This window comes from Emticicia sp. BO119 (assembly GCF_013912375.1).
GTDB lineage: Bacteria > Bacteroidota > Bacteroidia > Cytophagales > Spirosomataceae > Emticicia.
Window position 1 is genome coordinate 1 of record NZ_JACETV010000008.1, and the last position, 25,642, is coordinate 25,642.

The following is a 25,642-nucleotide window of genomic DNA, read 5'->3' on the forward strand; positions in this document are numbered from 1 at the left end:
AATAGTTTTGCTTACCATAATGGGTATGACCATTCTTTTTAGTATTTTCGCTATTACAATGACTACAGTTCATCTTTGTTCTTTTTACAAAGATAAACATAGCATTACATTTTTAGGACTACCAAAAATTATACGCTAAAAATTTATTAAGCAGCTAAACGTTGAATCAGTGCCTTCACATAAGGCAAATTTATCGAAGTATTTTTGATAGTATGAATGGTGTTTTCAGGAATATCCAGATAGTCACCGGCTTGTAAATGGATTATCTTTCCGCCAACGTTACAAATGCAACTCCCTTCCAGAATAAAGAAACTCTCGTGGAATTCTTCTTCATGATGCTCGGTTTCGCTTAGTTCATCTTCCAACCACGCCAGACACAACTGGTGGGTAGGCTGGTCTATCAGGAATTTAATCTTCATAATTCCAAATTCCTGATCGGGTTGGTGGTCTTTTAACAGTTCATTCCAGGCATTCAAATCGGAATATTTACTTAGTTTTGGTTTATCTTCCAGACTTAGTTGCTGTTCTTTACTTAGTTCTCTGATAAAATCAAAAGTCTTCTTCTTTACTACATCGCTTGGTTTAGCAAACGAGTACTTCCCTAATGCTGTAAAAGTTTCCTGGATTTTTTGCTCTATTTCAGGGTACTCCTTCGCCCAATCATTCACCTTATTGATGCCTTCTTTAGGTAATAACCCCAGACAGAATTCATCAATAATCCCTGATTCAAGTATGTTTTTTACGTCTTCCATTTTTAATTAATCCCAATTTCCTAATTTATCTCTTAAATAACTCAATGCGGTACGCGTTCGGGTCTTGACAGTACCCAAAGGCAGGTTTAGTTTTTCAGCAGTTTCCTGCTGAGTATATCCCCAATAGTATATCATATCAATTACCTGTCGTAGAGCAAAATCCATTTTTGCAATCTGGTCTTTGATAAAAAACTCTTCCGGTTCTTTGGGAGATACACTTATCCATGTACTATATACACTGGTTTCTGAATTTTGGATTTCGACGTACTCTATATTTTTTACTGAGCGCAGATGATTCAAAGCAGTATTACGAGCAATGTTCAACATCCAGGTAAATAAGCGGCCTTTTTCAGCATCATAGCTATCAATATTTTTCCAGATTTTAACAAATGAATCCTGCATAAGATTTTCAGCTTCTTCGGTGTCATTTACAATTTTAAGCAGGATTCCATAAAGAGCAGAGTAATATTTATCGTAAAGTTCGGCAAATGCTTTCTCTTCACGATTTTTTAGTCGATTTACGAAGAATATTTCGCTTTCCAGCAGCAAAGGTTTAAGTAAGACGGAGTTAACAATAAGTAAAATTATAAAGAAAAAGGAAAAATACAACTTTATTTATAGTGAGATTCAGATTAAAATGTTTTAATAATCAGGCAATTAGCAAAATATTCATCCTTATTACTATTGCTCTTGTTATGGTATTTGGCATAGTTTTTTACCAACTTTGATTGATAGTATTAAAATATCAATACTTTTGTCAATATACTTCAACTTTAATTATTGAATGTTTATGAAAAAAATCGTATTCTGTTGCAGTTTTATCTTCACTTTAAGTGCATGTCAGACGAAAAGTTCAGAAACCAAGACAACTGACAGTACCGCTGTCAATGCCGATACTGTGGCCACCGCTACAGTACCTTCAGCTGAAACGCTTTGTTTTGAAGAAAAAGTTGGTAAGGATATTACGACGGTCAACCTTACCATTGAAGGGAATAAGGTAACAGGAAGTATGGAATGGTTACCCTGGGAAAAAGACCAGGCAAGAGGTACACTATCAGGTGAAAAAAAAGGGAATGAAATAGTTGCAGATTATGATTATATGATTGAAGGTTCTAACCAATTAGAAGAAAAGATATTTATAATTGAAGGGGATAAATTACTGATTAAAAGTGGTGAATTAGAGGATAAGAATGGCAAATTGTTTATAAAAGATCGCGCCAAGGCAACTATTGGGCAAACTTTGGTAAGAGTATCTTGCCCTTAAATAAAATGAGGGGTGTTAAATCACCCCTCAACTGTATAGATATTGTGAATGAAATTTTCTATCCCTATCTGCCATTATCCCGCAGAGACTTATTGTTCCGTTCTGAATCAGTGTTACCCAAACAAATTACTACTCAAATAACGATCTCCCCTATCGCAACAGATAAATACAATTACACCGCTTTCTAATTCCTGCGCCAGTTTAATAGCTGCTGAGGCTGCCCCTCCGCTACTCATACCTGCAAAAATACCTTCTGTTTTGGCTAATTGACGCGCCATATCAGTTGCTTCGGTTTCTGAAATATCCAATACTCTATCTACACGAGTCGGGTCAAAAATTTTAGGCAGATACTCAGCAGGCCATCTCCTGATTCCGGGTATTGAAGAATTTTCGGTAGGCTGGCAACCCACAATCTGAATATTCGGATTCACCTCTTTCAGATACATAGAAGTACCCATAATAGTACCGGTAGTACCCATAGAACTTACAAAATGTGTAATCTGATGCCTGGTATCATGCCAGATTTCAGGACCCGTAGTTTTATAATGCGCCAGATAATTATCAGGGTTGGCAAACTGATTCAGTAAATAGTACTGACCTGTGGCCGCCTGTGCTTCGGCGTAATCACGGCATTTTTCTATGTTTTCAAGTAAAGTTACCTTGGCTCCGAAAGCCTCCATAGTGAGTGTACGTTCGCGGGTCGAATTAGACGGCATCACTAATTCTATTTCCAGGTCGAACAATCGGGCAATCATAGCTAAGGCAATACCTGTGTTTCCACTGGTTGCTTCTATCAGCTTCATTCCCGGCTTTATATCGCCACGCTCTACGGCACTTCGTATCATATTTAAAGCGGGGCGGTCTTTCACACTTCCGGCAGGGTTATTTCCCTCTAATTTACCGTAAATCTTTACATCAGGATTAGGGTTCAGTTTTTTTAACTCTACTAACGGGGTGTTTCCTACTAAGTCAATAATTGTTGCCATTCCAAACTGTATGTTTCTTCAGGTTTGTTATACCTGACTTTTTTTCTAAAAAGATTTACATTTAAACTGTTTCACGTTCTACTACCTTGATTTCTGGTTTATGATAAACCGTAGAATATGCAGGCACCGATTTAGTCAACCATACGTTACCACCTATAATAGAATGCTGCCCGATAACAGTATTGCCCCCCAAAATTGTAGCTCCGGAATAAATCACTACATGATCTTCTACGGTAGGATGGCGTTTCGTATTTACCATTGATTTATCTACACTCAAAGCACCTAAAGTTACCCCCTGATAGAGTTTTACGTGTTTACCTATGATACTGGTTTCGCCAATAACAACGCCTGTACCGTGGTCAATAAAGAAATGTTCGGCAATCTGTGCCCCAGGGTGTATGTCAATTCCGGTTTTTGAGTGAGCATATTCTGTCAGGATACGAGGCAATAAAAGAATCTGCAACAAGTGTAATTCGTGGGCTATACGATAAAAGGAAATAGCATAAAAGCCCGGATAAGCCCTTATTACTTCAAATTCACTTTTAGCAGCGGGGTCGCCTTCTAAAATTGCCTGAATATCAGTCTTTAATAATTCGTATATATGAGGAATCCTTTCAAAAAACTCCTGTGCTCTTCTTTCAGGATGGCAACCTTTGCACTGATAAGTAGAAATCAGAATATTTCTTAATTCCAGTTCAAGATTCTTGAATTGAATTTCTATTTCTTCCTCAGAGCGGTAATACACCTTGTTTTGCTCAGGAAAAAGCAAACGGATGATTCGTAAAGCCCATGCGGCAATATCTTTGGTTGGCGGTACAGGTTCAGTATGCTGATGCTTGTCGAAGATATGTTGAAAGAAAAGCTTATTCATAGTTTATTCATTAAAATGTACGCTATTCTATATAGACTTTATGGATATATACGATAACACCCAAAATTATGCCACCGTTCCTGATAGTAACGAAATTGCAAAAAAAAGCATTTACTAAAGTACGTATTTTTTGACACTAAATTCTTATTACTACATTTTTGACTTAACTACCTATTCAACCTTTAATGGTTTTTCTGCCAATATGTCAGCCTTTTGGATATTTAACCCTTCTTGGAATATTAATTGATGTAAATAGAGCATCGTTTTAAAACAACAAAAATTATAATATACTTATGGTAGCTGAAAAAGGTACGATTTCGATTAATACCGAAAACATTTTTCCGATCATTAAAAAGTTTCTTTATTCTGACCACGAAATTTTCTTGCGTGAGTTGGTTTCTAATGCTGTCGATGCCACCCAAAAGCTAAAAAAATTAGCTTCTATGGGTGAGTTTAATGGAGAATTAGGTGATTTGACTGTAAAAGTTTCGGTTGATAAAGAAGCAAAAACCATTACCATTTCAGACAAGGGTATTGGTATGAGTGCAGAGGAGATTAAAAAATACATCAATCAGATTGCATTCTCAGGCGCAAAAGAGTTCTTAGAAAAGTACAAAGACACACAAGATACTAACCAGATTATCGGTCAGTTTGGTTTAGGTTTCTATTCTGCTTTTATGGTAGCTCAGAACGTGGAAATTATTACTAAATCCTTCCGTGATGAACCTGCAGCCCGTTGGATATGTGATGGAAGTACTGAGTTTGAAATTACTGAAACAGAAAAAGCAGAACGAGGTACTGATATTATCTTAAATATTGCACAGGATTCAGAAGAATTCTTAGAAAACTTCAAAATTAATCAGATTCTTGAAAAATACGCCAAATTCTTACCTGTAGAGATAGAATTTGACGGAAAGGTAATCAATAATCCAAATCCTATCTGGACAAAATCTCCTTCTGAACTGACAGAAGAAGATTATAAAAATTTCTATAAAGAGCTTTATCCGTTCAGCGAAGAACCTTTATTCTGGATTCACCTGAATGTAGATTATCCGTTTAACCTGACAGGGGTTTTATACTTCCCGAAAATCAAAAAAGATTTTCAGTTGAATCGCGAAAAAGTACAATTATATAGCCGCCAGGTATTTATTACTGACGATGTAAAAGACGTAGTACCGGAGTTTCTGCAAATGTTGCATGGAGTGATTGACTCTCCGGATATTCCGCTGAATGTTTCCCGTAGTTATTTACAGGCCGATGGTAATGTAAAGAAAATCAACTCACACATCACCAAGAAAGTTGCCGATAAATTACAGGAATTATTCCGCCAGGATCGTAAGGGTTTTGAAGATAAATGGGAAAGTGTAGGTGTCTTTGTAAAATACGGTATTATTTCAGACGATAAATTTTATGACAGAGCCAAAGAGTTTACCTTACTGAAAAATGTAGATAATGAATACTTTACACTTGATGAATATCGTGAAAAGGTACAGGTAACTCAAAGTGATAAAGACGATAAGGCAGTATTTTTGTATGCCAATGATGCTAATCAGCAAGATGCTTTTATTAATACTGCTAAAAAGCGTGGATATGATGTTCTGATTATGGACTCTCCGTTAGATGCACACTTTATCAATGCCTTAGAAGCTAAATTAGAGAAAGTGACGTTCAAACGCGTTGACTCTGATAGTATCGAAAAATTAATTGACAAAGGTCTGGCTATGGAAAGTGTGTTAAGCGAAGATGAGAAAAAACAGGTGGAAGAATTGTTTAAAGCTGTAGCCGGAAATAATACCATTCAATTAGAATCACTTCCGACAGACGAAATGCCAGTGACTATCATTCAACCTGAATTTATGCGTCGTTGGAAAGACATGTCACGTATTAGCGGACAAAACGATATGTTTGGTATGATGTCAATGGGTAACAATGTAGTAATAAATACAAATCATACCTTAATTGACAAACTCTTGAAAACAGCCGATGCAGATGCTCAAAAACAGTTGGCAAAACAATTGTATGATCTGGCACTGTTGGCGCAGGGTATGTTATCAGGCGGTGATTTAACCAGATTTGTAGAAAGAACCGTGGCGGCTCTTTAATTGACATATATCTTTATAAAAAAGACTCACGTATCTGCGTGAGTCTTTTTTATGGCCTTGCTATGCCATTACTGAATAACTTCCTGTTCTTTTAATATCCTTTCATAATAGGCTTCATATTTAGGCACTATTTTAGAAATATCAAATTCCTGGGCATGTGCCAGCGCATTTGCCTTGAATCTTGGCAGGTTTTCGTCTTGCAGAATATATTCTGCGTTTTTAACCATATCGTTAATATCACCCACATTACTCAAAAAGCCAGTTACTCCATTAATATTCAATTCAGGTAAACCACCCGTATTAGTAGAAATAACCGGAACCTCACAGGCCATTGCCTCTAAAGCAGCCAGACCGAAACTCTCTTTTTCAGAGGGCATCAGGAACAAATCAGCTACAGAAAGTACTTCTTCTATGGCATCTAATTTGCCAACAAAACGTACATCTTCACCCAGACCTAAATCACGGCTCAGTTGCTCCATAGCTGCCCGTTCGGGGCCATCACCTACCAACAATAATTTACTTGGTATGGAGGTTTTTAGTTTGGCAAACACCTTAATAATATCATCAATACGCTTTACACGCCGGAAGTTGGAAGTATGTACTAACAGTTTTTCGTCGTTAGGGCAGATAATCCGCTTGAAATGCTCTTTCTTTTGTTTTTTGAAACGTTCGAGATCAACAAAATTCGGAATCACCTCTATTTCTTTTCTAACTCTGAACGTGTTATATGTTTCTTTCTGCAAATCTTCCGATACTGTAGTTACACCGTCAGATTCATTGATACTAAAGGTCACTACCGGCGACAAGGTGGAGTCTTTACCTACAATTGTAATATCGGTTCCGTGAAGAGTAGTAATAACCGGAATATGAATCCCATGACAACGCAATATCTGTTTGGCCAGAAATGCCGAAGTTGCATGAGGAATTGCATAATGAACGTGCAGAATATCTAACTCTTCGTACTTCACAACATCAACCATCTTACCTGCCAGAGCAGACTCATAAGGTGGATATTGAAAGAGCGGATAGCTCGCAATGTTTACTTCGTGGTAAAAAATGTTTTCATTAAAAAAATCTAATCTTGCTGGCTGCGTATAAGTGATAAAGTGTACTTCATGGCCGTTTTTTGCAAGTGCTTTGCCTAATTCAGTAGCAACAACTCCGCTACCTCCGAAGGTGGGATAACAAACAATTCCAATTTTCATAGATGCGGTTTAAATACCTGTTTATACTACAACAATTTTTTTTAAAAAAAATCTCATATCTGCACATTAAGTATTTGTGTTTTTTAAGCCAATGCCGATTTCTTTCAAACAATTTTATTATTTTTGGAAAAATGAACACTACAGAATTCCTGAAAACAATAAGCGCATTTTTTAGACTGGTTCGTATCAACAACCTTTTTATTATTGTATTGACCCAATACATGGCCCGGATTTTTTTAGTAGGACCAAAAGCAGAGTGGCTCTCTTATATCTTTGACTATAAGCAATTTATGTTGGTGCTCGCAACGGTATGTATTGCAGCTGCGGGATACATCATTAATGATTATTTTGATATAAAAATTGACATGGTCAATAAACCGCGAGAAGTAATTATAGGTAGGCTTCTCAAACGCAGGTGGGCAATTCTACATCATCAAATACTGAATTTTATTGGCATTGCACTCGGTTTTTTTTTAGGATTAAAAGTTTTTTTAATCAATGTTTTTGCCGTATCAGCCCTTTGGTTTTATTCTGAACGATTTAAAAGACAGGCATTTATCGGAAACTTCTTGGTAGCGTTTCTCACTTCTTTTTCTCTGATAGTGCTATCGGTATTTTATAAAAAAAACGAGATGTATGTCAATATTTATGCACTCTTTGCTTTTTCTATCTCATTAATCAGAGAAATTATTAAAGATATGGAGGACATCAGAGGTGATGCCCGGTACGGTTGCCGCACACTACCAATTATCTGGGGCATCAGGCGTACAAAAATCCTGCTGTATATATTCATTGTTATTTTTGTGTCTATCCTGTTTTTTATGGCCTATAGTCTACATAATCGTTATCTGATTGTCATTTTCAGTGGCTCTATTATCGTTTTTACCTGGCTAATGAATAAACTCTATTGGGCCGATCGCAAAAAAGATTTTACTCTACTAAGCCGAATCTGTAAAATTATTATGTTAGGGGGCATTACAAGTATGATTTTTGTTTAACGATATGTAAACGTTTTTTTTATATCCGTTCTGGAGACAACACAACAAACCTGTTATGAATAGAACTCAAAATATCGAGCGTATAAAAAATGAAGATTTTGATATTTGCATCATAGGCGCTGGTGCAAGTGGGGCAGGCTGTGCTTTAGATGCCGCACTTCGTGGTTTAAAAGTGGCATTAATCGAAAAAAATGACTTCGCAGCCGAAACTTCTTCAAAGTCTACAAAACTTATCCACGGAGGCGTAAGATATTTAGAACAAGCTTTTAAGAATTTAGATTTCGGGCAATTACGTCAGGTGAGGCATGGTCTGGAAGAGCGTCATATTGTCATTAAAAATGCACCGCACCTGGCTCATCCTTTAGCGTTAATTACGCCTGTTTATAGTTGGTTAGAGGGTTTGTACTTTACTATAGGGCTTACTATTTATGGTTTCTTTGCCAGAAATGATAGTATGCCTAAAGCTCAGTGGTTGAATAAAAAAGAAACCTTTGAGCGAATTCCGACTCTTACACCGAAGTTGCATAGTTCGGTGATGTACTATGATGGGCAATTAGACGATGCAAGGTATTGTCTGGCTCTTGCACATAGTGCTGATCAGCAGGGAGTTGCGGTAGTGAATCATGCAGAGGTGGTAAATTTTAAAAAAGATTCTAATGGCAAAATTATTTCGGCAGATATCAAAGATTTATCCGGTAATACCTCATTTAATATAAAGTCAAAACTTTTTATCAATTGCACAGGTCCTTTTGCGGATAGTATCAGGCTATTGGCTAATTATTCATTAGAGAAAAGATTGCGTCCGAGTAAGGGGGTGCATATCATGTTACCTGCCAGCGTATTAAAAAGTAAAGACGCAATGCTGATTCCGAAAACAAAAGATGGAAGAGTAGTTTTTGTGATACCTTTTGAGGGCGAGGTAATGGTGGGTACAACTGACGACGAGTATAAAAATCTTGAGCTAGAACCAGTTTTAGAAAGTCAGGAAATTGATTTTCTGTTAGATACTCTCCGACCCTATCTTGCCAAAGTACCTGAGCGTTCTGCCATCAAATCAGGCTTCGGTGGTTTGCGCCCGCTTATTGCTTCGTCGGGTTCTAAGGCAACTAAGAAATTGGTAAGAGACCATGAAGTTGAGCATGATAAAACATCTAATTTATTAAGTCTTTTAGGTGGCAAATGGACAACTTACCGATTGATGGCCAAAGATACAATCGACGATGCCTGCCATTTATTGAGTATAGATACTCCCTGCACTACTGAACACCATTATCTGGTAGGTGGTAAAAACTACCAATTTGAAGAATGGAAGAAAATACAGAAGGAATATCAGTTAGATGCTGATATTTGTCAGCATCTATTGCAGAAATATGGTACACAGGCAAAAGCCATATTGAAATATAAATCTACAGAAAGACTTCATCAGGAATATCCTTTTATTACCGCAGAAATCATCTATGCTGTACAGGAAGAGATGGCTTGCTCGCTCCGTGATTTTTTTGCCAGACGAACGCGCATGGAATTGCTCGACTGGCAGGCAACCTATGACACCGTACCAAAGGTTGCCAACCTGATGGGCAAGCTGTTGCAGTGGACAGACGAGCAAAAACAAAATAATATTTCAAATTATCAGGAGCTTCTAAAAGGCTTCATAAAAAGTGCAGATATAAAAGTAAAATAGCTTTCTTAATCTGTACAGCCTTTTATTTCTGCTTTGAATACGGCACCCAAAGTTTCAAAACCAGGAGTCAGTATTATTGCTTTTCCTGCCTGATAAACCACGCTGGCAGGTGATAGTAATTTATTGCTTCCTGTTATTTCTCCTGACGCTTTAAAGAGATTATCACCTGAAACAATATCATCTGTCAGGTTTCTACTCAATGGGTTTATTGTCAGAGGGCTCATTGTTGGATTTCCTGTTAGTATCTGATTTGACGAGGCTACTCTTATGCGATAACCTGTACCACCAGTAACACTTAATGGAATAGAACAATGCACTACCCCTGCCGTATTAGTTGTTCCTATAATTGTAGGGATAGCTGTCTCAAAATTGCCAGTTTCATCAGATAACTGTACTTTAAAGGTGTTTCCTCCACCAAAACTACCTGTAGTTGTAAAACTTACGTCGACATTGGTTCCTGCACATAAGTTGGCTGTAGAGAGCATAGGTGCTGAAATAGTTGCTAAATTACCAACAATTGTAAATCTGACAATAACGGGGCCGTAAGTACGCCCACCTCCTTTATTATCTTCTGCATATCCTGTGGCTGTTAAGGTATATTGACCCGGTTGAAGATTCATGCCATAAAAATGATTCCCCAAATTATCAAATACTGTGTATGGGAAAACATTCTGAATAATATTCCAATTCAAATCTGGGCCTTGCATATTGAGCTCGAAACTCCCGATTGTTAGCGTATTACAAACAGGCACTAAGGAGATGTTTGTAGGAAAAGAAACCTGATCGATAACCATACCATCAACCAGAGGGAACAAAGACTGATAAGGGTTTCCGGATCTGTTGTAATAATAATCCACCAATCTGACACAAGGGTCTAAACCATTGATAACCACATTTGTAGTTGCGGTTGCACTACAACCATTGTTACTAACAGTTACGGTGTAAATCCCAGCGTTAGCCTGAACTGCATCAGCAATTGTTGGTGATTGTGCTGAACTACTAAATGAAGCAGGACCTGACCAATTATAAGAAGTTCCTCCGATTGCACTCAATGCAACAGTTTGCCCAACATTATAAGGGCCTGTGTTGCTGGCTGAAGCTTGTGGCGTCTGATTGATAGTCAGATTTGTGGCATTAGGTGATGAAATTACAGCCGGCGCTGAACTTTTTACTCTGATACGATACCCGTTTCCGGTGATTGTATTCAAAGGGATGATACCCTGAATATTTCCTGAGTTATTACTGCTTAAACTCCCTAACTTGACCGGACTCGTAAAATTCCCACTGGCATCAGATAATTCGGCAATAAAAACATTTCCACTCCCAATTATATCAACTGCTGTAAAAGGAATATCAATAGTTGCCCCGCTACAAAAAGTATTGGGGCTTATGATACCCACGCTGATACTACTGGTGTTCTGCTGGAATCCTCTCGAAACAGAAGTAGCATTCAAAGGGTCTGGCACAATGAAGGTTTCACCAATACTACGGGATACCTGTACATTGCCCACAGATACGCTACCCCCCGCCGTAGATAAAACTTTGGGGTTAACGCTCTGAGCCTGTGAATATTTCGTAATGAAGATAAATCCCAGACTTATATATAATAGACATAATCTCTTCATATCAATAAGTTTAGGGCTTATTTAATCAATACTAAGGCCTGCACTACCATATCCTGATACTGTATTTGTCAGAGTTACTCCAGAAGCAGTAATTGAATATACCATTAATAAGCGAGTCTGAGACGTGACAGGGATAGCTAACCCAGTTGTAATTCCATTAGTAACCGTGCCCATAGCCAACACCCCGGTATATGGAGGAGATAAGTTGACCACTGCTCCTGGTATAGGAGTAAAGAAATTATCAGGTGTAGTAGAACTATATAATTGGGCAGTAATAGTTATAGTTGTCCCGACCAAAGCCAATGCAACAGTGTTGGTAAAATAAGCTGAAATAGAGGTAATTGTACCATCGCGGGGCATCATAAAGGCATAATTTAAATCCGTTCCCGGAGACCCGGTAAGATCAATTGCTCCACCCGACAAATTAACCCCGTCTGTACTGTGGCCAAAACCTGTTAAAGCAACTGTTCCGGTAAGTCCCCCTGCAACAGTAGTCATACTAAAAGGTGTACCTGATGCGAAAGGAATAATAGCTCCTGCTCCATTATTGCCAGTAGCACCTGTTGCTCCTGTAGACCCAGTTGTTCCAGTTACCCCAGTAGGACCTGTAGCTCCTGTATCACCTGTTGCCCCTGTTACCCCAGTAGGACCTGTAGCTCCAGTGTCACCTGTTGCCCCTGTTACCCCAGTAGAACCTGTAGCTCCGGTATCACCTGTTGCCCCTGTTACCCCGGTAGGACCTGTAGCTCCAGTTAAACCCGTATTCCCCGTACCTCCTGTTGAGCCAGTCGGGCCTGTTGCTCCAGTTACCCCGGTAGGGCCTGTAGCTCCGGTTAAACCTGTATTACCAGTACCTCCCGTTGAGCCAGTCGGGCCTGTTGCTCCAGTTACCCCGGTAGGACCTGTAGCTCCGGTTAGACCTGTATTCCCCGTGCCTCCCGTTGCGCCAGTCGGGCCTGTTGCTCCGGTTAGACCTGTATTCCCTGTACCTCCTGTTGCGCCAGTGGGACCCGTTACTCCTGCTGTACCAGTAGCACCAGTTGGACCTGCTATACCCTGTACTCCTGTTGTGCCTGTGGCACCAGTAACACCTTTTGCGCCCGTCGGACCAACTGCTCCCTGGCTACCGGTTGCTCCTGTAGGACCAATCTGGCCTGTAGCTCCTGCTAAGCCAGTAGCACCAGTTGGACCTGCAATACCCTGTACACCTGTTGCGCCTGTGGCACCAGTAGCACCTTTTGCACCCGTCGGACCAACTGCTCCCTGGCTACCGGTTGCTCCCGTAGGACCAATCTGGCCTGTAGCTCCTGCTGTGCCAGTTGGGCCTGCAATACCCTGTACACCTGTTGCGCCTGTGGCACCAGTAGCACCTTTTGCACCCGTAGGACCAACTGCTCCCTGGCTACCGGTTGCTCCTGTAGGACCAATCTGGCCTGTAGCTCCTGCTGTGCCAGTAGCACCAGTTGGACCTGCAATACCCTGTACACCTGTTGCGCCTGTGGCACCAGTAGCACCTTTTGTACCCGTAGGACCAACTGCTCCCTGGCTACCGGTTGCTCCAGTAGGCCCGGTAGCTCCTGTTGCACCTGTAACACCGGGTGTTCCGCTTGTTGCAGCATATAAAGCATAAGGTACGCTCATCATTTGCATGGTACCCAATGTTACGTAACCACTACCTATATCTATTTCATCTTTCAGAAACTTACTTCCTGAAGCCCAGTTTATACCACTGAATGAACCAGTTTGAGGAGTGCCCTGACCTATAGTCAGACTAAAAATCCCGTTGGTATTAGTAGTAGTGCTATGAGTTTCCACATAAACTACGGTCCCGTTAGGGGCGCCATTCAGGATAGTAAATCTGACTGAAACAGATTGATTGGAAATAACTGTTCCGCTGGCATTTCTGGCAAGACCCTGATAAGGGATTCCCTGAGGAGCCTGAGCAAAGGTATTCAGAACAATTAAAACAGCAAAAATGAAAAAGAGTAGATTTTTCTTCATAATATACTTACTTAGTTTTCTTAATTTTAAAAGTACCCTTATGTAATTAATCAGAACAGCTTGAGAAACGAGTTTTCCTTAGCAGTTCAAAAAGAGAATCTGCCATTAATGTGTTATAAAATAACTTGAGAATAATATCATCAACAATTTTAAGTACTATGATACTTAAATCGTTTGATAACTAAACAGATTTTAATGGGACAAAAACGGGTGTTTCAGAAAGTATTGCTTTAGGTTATATTAAGAATACTTTAATGAACTATTGTTTAAAATATGCAGTCTGTTAGCAGTTCAATGCAAAGAATCTGCTACAATCGATGGTAGAAAGGGGTAAATATAAATCATTAGTTTTTATATTTCAAAATATTTTTCTTGTTTTGTATAAAGAATATCTAATAAAATCTTTCAAATTTTATATTGTTGTTTGTACGCTACCGCCTAATTACTTTTGAAAACTAATGTTATGCCACTCAATGAAAAAAAACTATTAATAATTATTCCCTGCTTTAATGAAGAGGTCTCTATTGCTCAACTCCTGACAGAATTATTGAGTTTAAAACTGCCCTACAGATTGTGTATTGCGGTAGTAAACGACTGCTCAACAGATAACTCTTTATCGGTTATACAGCCATTTAATATAGTTGTGTTAAATCTACCAGTTAACTTGGGTATAGGAGGTGCCATGCAAACCGGCTATAAGTATGCTTCCAGGCATAATTATGATTTAGCTGTTCAAATGGATGGTGACGGGCAACACCCCCCAAGCCAATTGGCTAAATTATTAGACCATTATAAAAAAACAAATGCGAATATAGTAATTGGTTCAAGGTTTATTTCAAAAGAGGGTTTTCAGTCTTCCTTTTTGCGTAGAAGTGGAATTGCTTATTTTCATCGGCTTAATCAGTTATTTACCGGTAAACGCATTTTAGATATTACCTCAGGCTTTCGTTTGTTTGATGAAAAAGCTATCCGTATTGCCGCTAACAGCTATCCTGATGAATACCCTGAGCCCGAATCGCTGGTTGCCTTTGCCAAGGCAGGACTCACCATTGATGAAATAGCGGTTGTGATGAAAGAACGTCAGGGAGGTCAATCATCAATCAGTTCTTTTTCAGGTATTTACTATATGATAAAAGTAAGCATAGCCATGTTTTTTGCTTACATAAGGAAATAATCTACTGACGGAAAAAGAAGACCCGGATGTCGGCACTGGTATTCTGAATAATGGGTTTTATCAATACCAACAAACTACTGATTGCATATGCTTTAGGTTTACTTATCTTGCTATCAGCCATAATACGCTCTTTAATGCTCGAAAAATCTAAAGTTTCTAACCTAAAGCTTTGCAAAAGTTTAAACCCATATTGATTTATATAGGCCGAAAGGTTTTTAGCATTAAAATAATTAATATGGGGGCTATGAAAATTAAACTGCCAAAGCCTGTCTAAAAACGACTTGATTTTCAGATAATAGAGAGTTGTAGCAGTGCGATAGAAAAAACCACTGCTCATGGGTATATTGATAATTAATATCCCAGATTTTTTCAGGTCTTTTTTGATACTCAATAAAAGATTATTTAAATCAGAAATGTGTTCAAATACATCATTGAAAATGATAAAATCATATCCCTCTTCAGAAGCAGTAGATTCATTAGGGTAAAAACCCTTTACTACATTCAGTTTATTTTTTTCATAATAATCTGCGAATGTATTTTCGGGTTCTATCCCGATACAATCAATATTATTAGCACGACATACTTCTAACCACCACCCGTTTCCGCTTCCTATTTCAAGCCCCTTAAAAGTTTCCATTTCTTTAAAAAAGGTCCCCTTTAACGCTTTTACAATTAACTCAAAGTTGTGTAAACGAAGTTTTTTCAGCCCAATTTCACGGCTATCTTCTTCTAAACTGGACTGGAAAGATAAATCGAAAGCTGCATCAGAAGAATATAAATCACACGAAGGACACTTGTAAACCTTATGTTTCAATTCAAATTTCAAATTCTGTGTATTTCCACAAACAATACATTGTAAATTATTCATTGCTGCTGTCATTTATTTTTTCTCTTATATGCCTCTGCCAAATTCCCTTTTAAAAGTTCGTTAGCCGGATTTATCTTTAACCCTTTCTCTCCTGCAATAATCGCATTTTCCCAATCGCCTAATTGGTTGTAGGCTGCACATATATTATTGTAAGCTAAATCATAATCGGGTTTTAAAGCCAATGATTTCCGGCAAGCCTCGATGCATTCCTTATATTTTTTCTGATTAAAATACATCAGGCTTAAAGTCAGAAAATTCTCTGCTGATGGTTGTTTCGCTACTTGTTGTGCTGTACTCGATGTATTGATACTGTTTTCGGCTAATGCCAGATTATTTTGGGCTAACTGAAAGTCGGGTTTTAAGGCAATAGCCTTTTTCAGAAACGGAATGGCTTTATCAAATTGTTTGAGTTCATTGTAGGCCGAGCCAATATTATTATAAGCCTCTGCATAATCAGATTTTAGTTTTAAAGCCTCTGAAGCTACGTCAATACTTTGCTGATATTGCCCTGCCTGATAATATGACAAACTCAAAGCAAGATATTTTTCAGGGCTTGGATTCTGTCTGATCAGTTCTAACTGTAAACTCAGGCTATTCTGTTTTTTTGATGCAGACTCCTTGTACCTTAATGCTTCCTGATTATCAGGGGCTAATTGTAAGGTGCTTTGAGCTAACTGCGCTAATTTTTCATACTCCTGCTGAATATCATAAATTTTCATCAACAACTCTCTTGAGGCTAAATAAGCAGGAGAAATTTCAATTGCTTTTAATAAAAGCGGAACAGCCTCGGTATATCTGAATTGGTTTACTAAAAATCTACTATAGAAATAATAAGAATCTGCACTGGTACTATTATAAGATAAAGCCTTTTTAAAATAAGTTTCTGCACTTGTTTTATCTCTCATAGCCTCTTTTAATACTCCCAGATTTATATGAAGCGTAGCATAGTATGGTAACCCTACCAAGGCATCTGTAAAATATTTTTCAGCTATAGCATATTCTCCCTTAGTCATTTTAGAAAGCCCATAGTTCATCAAACCTCTATAATTTTCAGGGCTTTTTACTGTTACATCATACCATAAACTTTCTTCGGTTTTCCAGACTTTGTTTCGCTGATAAGTTCCGGAACCATAAGCAATTAAAATAATTACAATAACTGAGACAATTGCTTTTGAATACCTTTCATAGAAGCTTTTGTATTTCATCAATAGCAAAGCCACTCCCCAGACTATTGCCATGATAAGCCCTATAAAAGGAAAAAACATCCGGTGGTCATTCATTACTTCTCCTAAGGGAATAATACTTGATGAAGGTACTAAGGCTAAAAAAAACCAGATAATACCGAAACTAACCGGACGTGTAGCTGTTTTTTTTGAGCTGTAAAATGCTACTATAAGCATGAGTATAATAAACAACAAACCTATAAAAAATCTTATATCCCAGATATTTTTCAATAATTGCCAGTCGGTATCAGCACTCAGGTGGACAGGCAAAAATAATGTACCGAAATAATAGGTAATAACAAAAGGTTGTGTGATAAGATATAACCAGGGGGAATTCCCTCCTGCCTGCCAGGTTTTAGGTGTAAATTGATCAACCCACCAATACAGTAAAACACACACAACCAGAGCGGGAGTTATCCTCACAATGCTATTAAGTGTCTGTTTAAAACAGCTTCTCTTGAAAAAGTCTGCCATACTACTATTTTTCTCAAAAAAAGCAACATAGAAAAATAATATAGGGGCAAACATCACCGCAGTAGGTTTGGCTAAAGTGCCTAAAACAATTGGAAGCAGGTATAGAAAAGTTTTTCGACAAAAAGATGAATAGGTATATAATACAAAAGCAAGTATAACAAAAAAAGTAGATTGGATATCAGAGCGGGCAATCACATAATTTACGGTCTCAGCCATAGCAGGGTGTAATAAATACCATGCAACAGCCACTAAGGAAATATAGTAATTCCAGGGATTCTTATAGGCAATATTAAAAATCTTTAAAAAAAAGAGTAACATTAATATCCCCTGAATCAGATAGAAGACAAAAGTAAGCAGATGAAAATAAAAAAGGTTATAGCCATTTCCTAACCAGTAATCAATGGCAAGTGAGGTAGTAACTACAGGCCGATAAGCCTGATTAGCGGGTAAGGTACTAAATGTAGTAGCATCTTTGAAAAACAAAGGTATGTTTTTCAGGCTACGGATATAGAGGTTGTTTTCAATGGTATGGGAGTCATCAAAATGAAAAGCATTGTAAAAATGATTGCTATAAACAATACAGGTAACAATAATTATTAAGGCTAAATAAAGCTTCTGATACTTTTTCATTAATCGAGGAATAGTTTCTTTAGGCTATAGATGAGGATAAAGAGTAGAGAAACATTCTTGCTCCTCTACCCTACTTACTATTTACAAATTCAATACCGTACCCATATTCCACCATATAAAGGCATAGATATCGGCGGTTTGTTCTATATTTTTGGCTGTATTACTTGCTCCGTGCCCGGAGTTGGTATCAATTCTGATTAATAATGGATTGGTACTGCTTTTTCCGGCTTTTGCCTGTAGCATCGCTGCATACTTGAATGAGTGTGCAGGCACAACGCGGTCGTCGTGGTCGGCAGTAGTAATTAAAGTAGCCGGATAATCTACTCCCTCTTTGATATTATGCAAAGGTGAGTAGGCATAAAGAGCCTTGAACTCATCGGCATTATCAGCCGAACCATAATCGGCAATCCAGTTCCAGCCGATAGTAAATTTCTGGAAGCGCAACATATCCATTACTCCTACCTGTGGAATTGCTACTCTGGCTAACTCAGGTCTCTGGTTCATTACAGCACCCACCAAAAGCCCACCATTTGAGCCGCCACGTATAGCCAGGTGGGCATTATCACAATACTTTTGTGCTATCAGGTATTCTCCTGCAGCAATGAAATCATCAAATACATTTTGTTTCTTCAGTTTCATTCCCTGCTCATGCCATTTCTCACCATATTCACTGCCTCCTCTTAAATTAGCCTGAGCAAACACTCCCCCCTGCTCTAAGAACGGAATCAACAACGGACTAAACGCTGGATTCATACTAATATTGAAACCTCCATAGCCATACAAAAGCGTAGGATTTTGTCCATTTAATTCAATACCTTTCTTATATACAATGAACATCGGAATCTTGGTACCGTCTTTACTCGGATAAAATACCTGTTTAGTTTCAAAATCAGTAGCTTTAAAATCAACTTCGGGTGAGCGGAAAACTGAACTTTGTCTGGCAGCTATATCATAACTGAAAATAGTAGATGGATAATTGAACGAAGTAAAAGTATAAAATACCGATTTATCATCAGCATTACCCCCAAAACCCGAAGCAGTGCCTAAGCCCGGCAATTTAATTTCATTTTCCAGCTTACCTTTCAAATCATATACGTAGGCACGGGTAGTCACATCTTTCATATAAGTCAGAAATAATTTTCCACCTGCTACATTAGATGACTGTAGAGGTTCGGTTTTCTCTGCTACTATTGATTTCCATGAGCCATCTGCGGTGTTAAAGCTCTCAATTTTTTCGTTTTTTGCATCTTTATTGGTTTGAATCAACAGCGTCTTACCCACATTCTCAATTACTCCATATGAAAAGTCAGTTACCTCTCTTACCACAGGTTTGAATGTCTTACCACCCATTTCCTTGTAAAATAAGGCATTGCCATCTTTACCCTTGCCTCTGTCGCTCACATTCAAAATCGCGAACTGTTCATCTTCTGTAGTGCTTACTGTATGGAAACGTTGCGGATTAGCCTTATCTTCATATACAAGTGCATCTGCACTTTGAGATGTACCCAACTTATGAAAAAACACCTGATGATTTTCGTTTTTTGCTGCTAACGCACTACCATCAGGCTTAGGATAACGGCTGTAGTAAAAACCATCTCCCTGCCAGGCAATGCCAGAAACTTTTACCCATTCAATTTTATCTGATAGATTCTGCTTGGTTGACATATCCATGATAAAGATTTCCTGCCAGTCTGAACCTCCTTTCGATAAAGCATAAGCGGCATATTTACCATCTCTGGACAAATGAAATTGTGCCAGCCGGGTAGTTGCATCTGTAGATAGTTTGTTAGGATCTAATATTTCTTCAGGTGTACCATTCAGACCTTTCTGGCGATATAGCACCGATTGATTTTGTAAACCATCGTTTTTATAAAAATAATACCATTCGCCTTTACGACTTGGGGCTGAATATTTAGCATAATTATAAATTTTCTCCAATCGCTTTTTTAATGCTTCACGATATGGTATTTTCTCTAAATAACCAAATGTTACCTGATTCTGTTGCTTTACCCATTCTGCTGTTTCAGCAGATCGGTCATCCTCTAACCAACGATAAGGGTCTACAACGGTAGTGCCGTGATAATTGTCTTTTTGTTCTACCATTCGTGTTGTGGGATACTTTAATTGAGCCATTAAGAAAAAAGGAGCCATAATAAGCGTGATAGTGAATATGCCGATTGGTCTTTTCATAGTCGGAGATGAGTTTTTATTACTACAAAGTAAAGCATATTTTGCAAAAAAAGGTAGCCCATAATACTATATGCAAATATTAATTTCTATCTGTTTTAAAGGATTTTAAAAAGACTAATCAATCAGAAATATTTAATTTGTACAAAAATCATACTTGTCTTTATCTCCTCAAAACCTTAGCTAACTGATTCTTGTTACACTAAAAACATAGTTTCTTAAACATGATTAACTCCATCAAGTCTGAAACAATCATTAAATTTAATGGAAACGAACCCTTAGAAAGAGCTGATTTGGTGGTGGTTGAAGAGCCATTAGAAATAAGATTGGGCTATGGAGCAGCGAATGACCGTCAGCAAAAGAGTATTTCCGTGACAATGCGAACGCCCACAGGGCATGATTTTGAATTAGTTATGGGTTATCTGTTTACTGAAGGCATTATCAGCCGTTTCAATCAGATTCTTTCTATTCATTATTGTACTGATAATCAGCAGCAAAAACAAGAAAATATCGTAAGAGTAGAACTACACCCTGCTGTTCAATTAGACTTTCAGAAATCAGAGCGATACTCTTATACATCTTCAAGCTGTGGTATATGTGGTAAAGCCTCTATCGAAGCCATTCGGGTACAATGCCCTGCTCCTGTAGACTCCCCACTCAAAATCTCCTGTGGTTTAATTTATCAATTACCAAACATTGTTAAAGAAAAACAGGTTTTCTTTAAACATACCGGTGGCTCTCACGTTGCGGCACTGATAGGATTAGATACCCCTTTTAAAGGCAACCTGTTATTAGTTCGAGAAGACATTGGTCGCCACAATGCCTTAGATAAAGTGATTGGTGCTGCATTGCAGCAGAATTTTCTGCCATTGGCTGATACCTTATTGTTTATGAGTAGCAGGGCAAGTTTTGAGTTAATTCAAAAAGCAGTAATGGCAGGGATTTCACTCATGGTATGCGTAGGTGCACCTTCCAGTTTAGCCATTGAAACCGCTCAGACCTTTGGTATGACTCTGATAGGCTTTACTAAAGAGCATAGTTTTAACATTTATAGCGGAAGCTCAAAAGTAATCAGTTGAATTCATGAAAAAAGTTAATAAAAATAGTGTAAACTCTCAGCCTCCTGTCGATTTCACGGGTATTGAAATTAGTAAACCTGCCAAGGCTGCTGCCGGGATAAAAGCTGTGTATTCATCATTTAAGCACGTATTTGGCGCGATGCCTGTGGGTAGAGGCTTAAAGGCTTTAGCTCATCTTAACCAGAAAGGCGGTATTGATTGCCCCAGCTGTGCCTGGCCAGACCCCGATGGAGAGCGGTCGAGTATAGCTGAATATTGTGAAAACGGAGCAAAAGCTATTGCAGAAGAAGCAACTACACTAAAAGTTACACCTGTATTTTTTCAGAAATATTCGGTAGCTGAGCTATCTCAGAAATCTGATTACTGGTTAGGGCAACAAGGGCGGCTTACATATCCGATGGTTTTACGACCAGGGCATACACATTATGAAAAAATGGCATGGTCAGAGGCTTTTCAGTTAATTGCAAAACATCTCAATCAATTAGCCTCGCCTGATGAAGCTATCTTTTACACATCGGGCAGAACCAGCAATGAAGCAGCCTTTCTCTACCAACTTTTTGTCAGAATGTACGGTACCAATAATCTGCCTGATTGCTCTAATATGTGTCATGAATCAAGTGGTTCAGCATTGGGTGAAACATTAGGTTTAGGCAAAGGTTCTGTAAAATTAGATGATTTTGAAAAAGCAGAGGTGATTATGATTCTGGGACAGAACCCTGGCACGAATCATCCAAGAATGTTGACTGCACTTGAAAAAGCCAAAAGGGCTGGGGTAAAAATTATCTCTGTTAATCCTTTAATTGAATCAGGTTTATTGAAATTTAACCATCCTCAGCAAGTAAAGGATTTACTACTTGGTGGTGAGAAATTAACAGACCTCTATTTACAGATACGTATTAACGGTGATTTAGCATTATTAAAAGCCTTTAATAAAATCATACTGGAAGCAGAAGAGAAACAAGGCAATGTATTAGATAAGGTATTTATTGAAGAAAATACAGAAGGGTATGAAGCTTTAGTTGAAGACTTAAAGAAGTATGACTTAAGTAAATTAGCTAATGCCTGTGGTATTTCAGTCGATGATATAAGAGAAGCCGCACAATTGTTAATTAATCATGATAAAATTATTGTTTGTTGGGCTATGGGGCTTACTCAACACAAGAACTCTGTTCCTACTATCAAAGAACTGGTAAATATGTTGTTACTGAAAGGCAGTATAGGCAAAGAGGGTGCGGGTACCTGCCCGGTGCGTGGGCACTCGAATGTGCAAGGTGACCGCACAATGGGCATTTATGAAAAGCCCAAGGCGTCTTTTTTAAATAAGTTGCAAGAGGTCTTTCAGTTCTCACCCCCACGCAAACATGGCTATGATACAGTTGAAGCTATTAAAGCGATGGCAGAGAAAAAAGCCAGCGTATTTATCGCAATGGGTGGTAATTTCTTGTCGGCCACCCCTGATACAGAATTTACAGCAAAAGCTTTACAAAATTGTGATTTGACTGTGCACGTCTCTACGAAACTCAATCGTAGCCATTTAATCCATGGTAAAGCCGCTTTGATATTGCCATGTTTAGGCAGAACTGATATTGACCATCAGGCTACAGGCAATCAATTTGTAAGTGTCGAAAACTCTATGGGGGTAGTGCATAGTAGTCAGGGTATATTAACACCACCTGATGAAACACTTCTGAGTGAACCTGCTATTGTGGCAGGTATTGCCAATGCTACTTTAACTAATAAAGTTTCCACAGTCAATTGGGATTTCCTGATTTCCAATTACGATCATATCAGAGATTTGATTGAGAAAACGATTGAAGGGTTCGAGAGCTATAACTTCAGAGTACGGCAGGAAGGTGGTTTTTATCTACCTAATGCTCCAAGAGAGAAGAAGTTTACTACGGATTCGAATAAGGCGAAATTCAGTATCAATACCTTGCATTCGATTCAACTGAAAGAAGATGAATACCTGATGATGACCATCAGAAGTCATGACCAGTTTAATACTACGGTATATGGACTGAATGATAGATACAGAGGTATTTATAACGAAAGAAGAATTATTTTCATGAATGAAAATGATATTAAAGATGCTGGCTTACAGATCTATCAGGTGGTGAATCTTCATAATCATTCTGGGGGGATTACACGTAAAGCCGAAAGATTTATTGTGGTTCCTTATAGCATCCCAGCCAGGTGCGTAGCCACTTATTTTCCTGAGGCCAATGTACTAATTCCTATTGATAGCTATGCAGATGTAAGCCAGACACCCACCTCAAAATCTGTAGTGATTACCCTTGAGCCTGTGATAGAATCGGGGAGCATTGTATTGGCAAAATAGAAAAAATTTGTACCTTTCTGCCACAATCTGATACAACCTGCACCTCTATGAAACCACTACTATTCGCCTTATTATTTATCTCATTTTCTATTCATGCACAGCCTTTAAAATGGGTTGAAGTCGCGAATGGTATCTGGAAAGGGTCTGTTGGCAAACCCGAAGTTTATGATTTACTGAAGGCCGCTGATGTAAAACCCAATACTGCTGGCATCCAAAAATTACCTGCTTCGACCTTCCCGTTACCTAAAACGGACGTCATAGTCAGGTTTCAGGACGGCAAAACCTATTTACGATTCCCTTTAGAAAGAGAAGAGCAATTATATGGGTTTGGACTGAATTTTCAGACTATTCATCAGAGAGGCAGAATTCTACGCCTGCATGTAGACCATTATGGGAATAGCGATAATGGTCGGACACACTCCCCTACTCCATTCTATGTTTCAACAAAAGGTTATGGCGTTTTTATTAATTCGGCTCGTTATCTTGATGTCTATGCGGGCTCGAATGTACGCAAAGACAGTAAAAATCCACCTGAATTACAAGATCGTAACTCAGATAAAAACTGGTCAGCCAAACCATACTCCGATGCTGTAGAAATTCTGGTTCCGGCGCACGGTGTTGAGTTTTATGTTTTTGCAGGCCCTAACCCTATGGACGTTATCCGTCGTTTTAATTTGTTTAACGGTGGAGGTTGCTTACCACCACGATGGGGGCTTGGTTTCACTCAAAGAGTGAATCGGCTTTATAATGCAGACGACGTAAAACAAGAAGCCACAGAATTTGAAGAAAAAGGCTATCCGCTCGATTTCATTGGTTTAGAACCAGGCTGGCAGAGTGCTTCTTATCCATGTACTTTTGAATGGGACAAAGGTCGTTTTCCTGACCCTGCCGGATTTGTAAAAGAAATGAGCGACAGACATATCCGCTTAAATTTATGGACAAATCCCTATGTTTCTCCAAAAGCTTCTATTTATCCGAAAATTGAAACTTATACAGCCTCACATACGGTTTGGGTTGGTGCAATTCCTGATTTGACATTGCCACAGGCACGGAAAGTATTTTTTGATAAATTTGAGCAGGATCATATCAATATCGGTGTGAGTGGTTATAAAATTGATGAGGTAGACGGTTATGATTCTTATTTGTTTCCTGATGTAACTACTTTCCCGTCAGGAAGAAGTGCCGAGCAAATCAGACAGACTTACGGGCTATTAGTTCAGAAGTACAGCACAGAAGTTTTTCACAAGAAAAACAGGCGGACTTATGGCCTGGTACGAGGGTCGAATGCCGGAGGGGTTTCTTTTCCCTATGTGATTTATAATGATAATTACAGCCATCAGGATTTTATCACTGCTTTAATTAATAGCGGTTTTGCCGGTGTATTATGGACACCTGAAGTAAGAGCTTCCAAAACCAGCGAAGAATGGCTTCGGCGAATGCAAACGGTTTGTTTTTCGCCAATGGCAATGATTAACGCATGGTCGAGCAGTACCAAACCCTGGTCTTTTCCAGATGTAGCCAATGAAGTAAAAGAAATCGCCCAATTGCGCATGCAAATGATACCCTATTGGTACACCGAATTTGCCAAATATCATTTTGAAGGAACGCCCCCTTTCAGGGCTGTGAATTTAGAAGAGGGCTTTGTTTCTGGATCAGCGAAAGAAAAGAATACGAAGAGTCTGGAAGAGAATCCTTATGAAGAAGCACTCAATAAAGAAATCAAAGACCAGTATATGGCAGGCGAATATCTGTTGGTGGCACCGGTCTTTACCGGACAAACTTCCCGTAAAGTTATTTTGCCAAGAGGTAACTGGTATGATTTTTATACCGGAGACTATGCAGGAAATGGAGAGATAATTACGATAAACGCCGCACTCAATAAGATTCCGGTTTTTGTAAAAGACGGAGGAATTATCCCGATGATGCAGCCGATGCTTCATGCCCCTGAACTCAATCAGAAAGTTGATTTGGAAATAAGACATTATGGAAAAAAGAATAGTACCAGTAAACTCTATGACGATGATGGTGAAACTTTTGACTATGAAAAAGGCGCTTACTCATGGCGGGAACTGAAAGCAGAAAAACAAGCCGATGGGCAATGGAAAGGCAGCATTTCTGCTCCTCAAACCGGAAAGCCTAATACCATTGCCAATGTATCATGGAAATTTATGACGAAATAAGATT

18 protein-coding genes are annotated in these 25,642 nt (G+C 38.6%); 8 read left to right on the forward strand and 10 right to left on the reverse strand.

Annotation, left to right across the window (positions count from 1 at the left end; genetic code table 11):
* Positions 1 to 146: 146 nt before the first annotated feature.
* Both H1R81_RS21575 and H1R81_RS21580 read right to left on the reverse strand, forming a co-directional pair.
* Entirely contained in the window at positions 147 to 752 is a 606-nt protein-coding gene (locus tag H1R81_RS21575) for a cupin domain-containing protein (RefSeq protein WP_181842827.1), read from the reverse strand.
* Positions 753 to 758: 6 nt separating this feature from the next.
* On the reverse strand, positions 759 to 1,301 hold the full coding sequence (locus H1R81_RS21580; RefSeq protein WP_181842828.1) for an RNA polymerase sigma factor: 543 nt from the start codon (positions 1,299 to 1,301) through the stop codon (positions 759 to 761).
* Between the two features lie 241 nt (positions 1,302 to 1,542).
* On the opposite strand from H1R81_RS21580, the gene H1R81_RS21585 reads away from it, so the two are divergent.
* On the forward strand, positions 1,543 to 2,016 hold the full coding sequence (locus tag H1R81_RS21585; RefSeq protein WP_181842829.1) for a hypothetical protein: 474 nt from the start codon (positions 1,543 to 1,545) through the stop codon (positions 2,014 to 2,016).
* 113 nt (positions 2,017 to 2,129) lie between these two features.
* Here H1R81_RS21585 and cysM read toward each other — a convergent pair whose 3' ends face one another.
* The gene (gene cysM, locus H1R81_RS21590; RefSeq protein WP_181842830.1) at positions 2,130 to 3,002 is read right to left on the reverse strand and encodes a cysteine synthase CysM; all 873 of its coding nucleotides are present in this window, start codon (positions 3,000 to 3,002) and stop codon (positions 2,130 to 2,132) included.
* A 61-nt stretch (positions 3,003 to 3,063) separates the two neighbouring features.
* Positions 3,064 to 3,873, reverse strand: coding sequence for a serine O-acetyltransferase EpsC (gene epsC, locus H1R81_RS21595; protein ID WP_181842831.1), 810 nt, complete (start codon positions 3,871 to 3,873; stop codon positions 3,064 to 3,066).
* A gap of 293 nt (positions 3,874 to 4,166) precedes the next feature.
* Between epsC and htpG the strand changes: the two genes are divergently transcribed.
* Positions 4,167 to 5,975, forward strand: a complete 1,809-nt coding sequence (gene htpG, locus H1R81_RS21600) for a molecular chaperone HtpG (protein WP_181842832.1) — start codon at positions 4,167 to 4,169, stop codon at positions 5,973 to 5,975.
* 68 nt (positions 5,976 to 6,043) lie between these two features.
* Here htpG and bshA read toward each other — a convergent pair whose 3' ends face one another.
* Positions 6,044 to 7,180, reverse strand: a complete 1,137-nt coding sequence (bshA, locus tag H1R81_RS21605; RefSeq protein ID WP_181842833.1) for an N-acetyl-alpha-D-glucosaminyl L-malate synthase BshA — start codon at positions 7,178 to 7,180, stop codon at positions 6,044 to 6,046.
* A 131-nt stretch (positions 7,181 to 7,311) separates the two neighbouring features.
* Between bshA and H1R81_RS21610 the strand changes: the two genes are divergently transcribed.
* Positions 7,312 to 8,178, forward strand: a complete 867-nt coding sequence (locus H1R81_RS21610) for a geranylgeranylglycerol-phosphate geranylgeranyltransferase (protein WP_181842834.1) — start codon at positions 7,312 to 7,314, stop codon at positions 8,176 to 8,178.
* 55 nt (positions 8,179 to 8,233) lie between these two features.
* Positions 8,234 to 9,859, forward strand: a complete 1,626-nt coding sequence (locus H1R81_RS21615) for a glycerol-3-phosphate dehydrogenase/oxidase (RefSeq protein WP_181842835.1) — start codon at positions 8,234 to 8,236, stop codon at positions 9,857 to 9,859.
* A gap of 5 nt (positions 9,860 to 9,864) precedes the next feature.
* Here the strand turns inward: H1R81_RS21615 and H1R81_RS21620 are convergent, their stop codons facing one another.
* Complete coding sequence (locus H1R81_RS21620; protein WP_181842836.1) at positions 9,865 to 11,484, reverse strand: 3-coathanger stack domain-containing protein; 1,620 nt, start codon at positions 11,482 to 11,484, stop codon at positions 9,865 to 9,867.
* A 21-nt stretch (positions 11,485 to 11,505) separates the two neighbouring features.
* On the reverse strand, positions 11,506 to 13,485 hold the full coding sequence (locus H1R81_RS21625; protein ID WP_305040911.1) for an exosporium glycoprotein BclB-related protein: 1,980 nt from the start codon (positions 13,483 to 13,485) through the stop codon (positions 11,506 to 11,508).
* Between the two features lie 463 nt (positions 13,486 to 13,948).
* Here H1R81_RS21625 and H1R81_RS21630 point away from each other — a divergent pair, with 463 nt between their 5' ends.
* A complete protein-coding gene (locus tag H1R81_RS21630) occupies positions 13,949 to 14,659 on the forward strand; it encodes a glycosyltransferase family 2 protein (protein ID WP_181842837.1) in 711 nt (236 codons plus the stop codon).
* A gap of 1 nt (position 14,660) precedes the next feature.
* Here H1R81_RS21630 and H1R81_RS21635 read toward each other — a convergent pair whose 3' ends face one another.
* From H1R81_RS21635 to H1R81_RS21645, 3 genes are all read right to left on the reverse strand, one after another.
* A complete protein-coding gene (locus H1R81_RS21635; protein WP_181842838.1) occupies positions 14,661 to 15,527 on the reverse strand; it encodes a class I SAM-dependent methyltransferase in 867 nt (288 codons plus the stop codon).
* An 8-nt stretch (positions 15,528 to 15,535) separates the two neighbouring features.
* Entirely contained in the window at positions 15,536 to 17,854 is a 2,319-nt protein-coding gene (locus H1R81_RS21640) for a tetratricopeptide repeat protein (protein WP_181842839.1), read from the reverse strand.
* A gap of 81 nt (positions 17,855 to 17,935) precedes the next feature.
* The gene (locus tag H1R81_RS21645) at positions 17,936 to 20,044 is read right to left on the reverse strand and encodes a prolyl oligopeptidase family serine peptidase (protein ID WP_181842840.1); all 2,109 of its coding nucleotides are present in this window, start codon (positions 20,042 to 20,044) and stop codon (positions 17,936 to 17,938) included.
* Between the two features lie 221 nt (positions 20,045 to 20,265).
* Between H1R81_RS21645 and fdhD the strand changes: the two genes are divergently transcribed.
* The 3 genes from fdhD to H1R81_RS21660 are packed head-to-tail and all read left to right on the forward strand — an operon-like array spanning position 20,266 to position 25,638.
* A complete protein-coding gene (fdhD, locus tag H1R81_RS21650; RefSeq protein ID WP_181842841.1) occupies positions 20,266 to 21,120 on the forward strand; it encodes a formate dehydrogenase accessory sulfurtransferase FdhD in 855 nt (284 codons plus the stop codon).
* 4 nt (positions 21,121 to 21,124) lie between these two features.
* Positions 21,125 to 23,458 (forward strand): FdhF/YdeP family oxidoreductase, encoded by a 2,334-nt coding sequence (locus tag H1R81_RS21655; protein ID WP_181842842.1) that lies wholly within the window; start codon positions 21,125 to 21,127, stop codon positions 23,456 to 23,458.
* Between the two features lie 47 nt (positions 23,459 to 23,505).
* Positions 23,506 to 25,638: a TIM-barrel domain-containing protein gene (locus H1R81_RS21660; protein ID WP_181842843.1), complete on the forward strand. Its 2,133-nt coding sequence runs from the start codon at positions 23,506 to 23,508 to the stop codon at positions 25,636 to 25,638.
* Positions 25,639 to 25,642 lie beyond the last annotated feature (4 nt).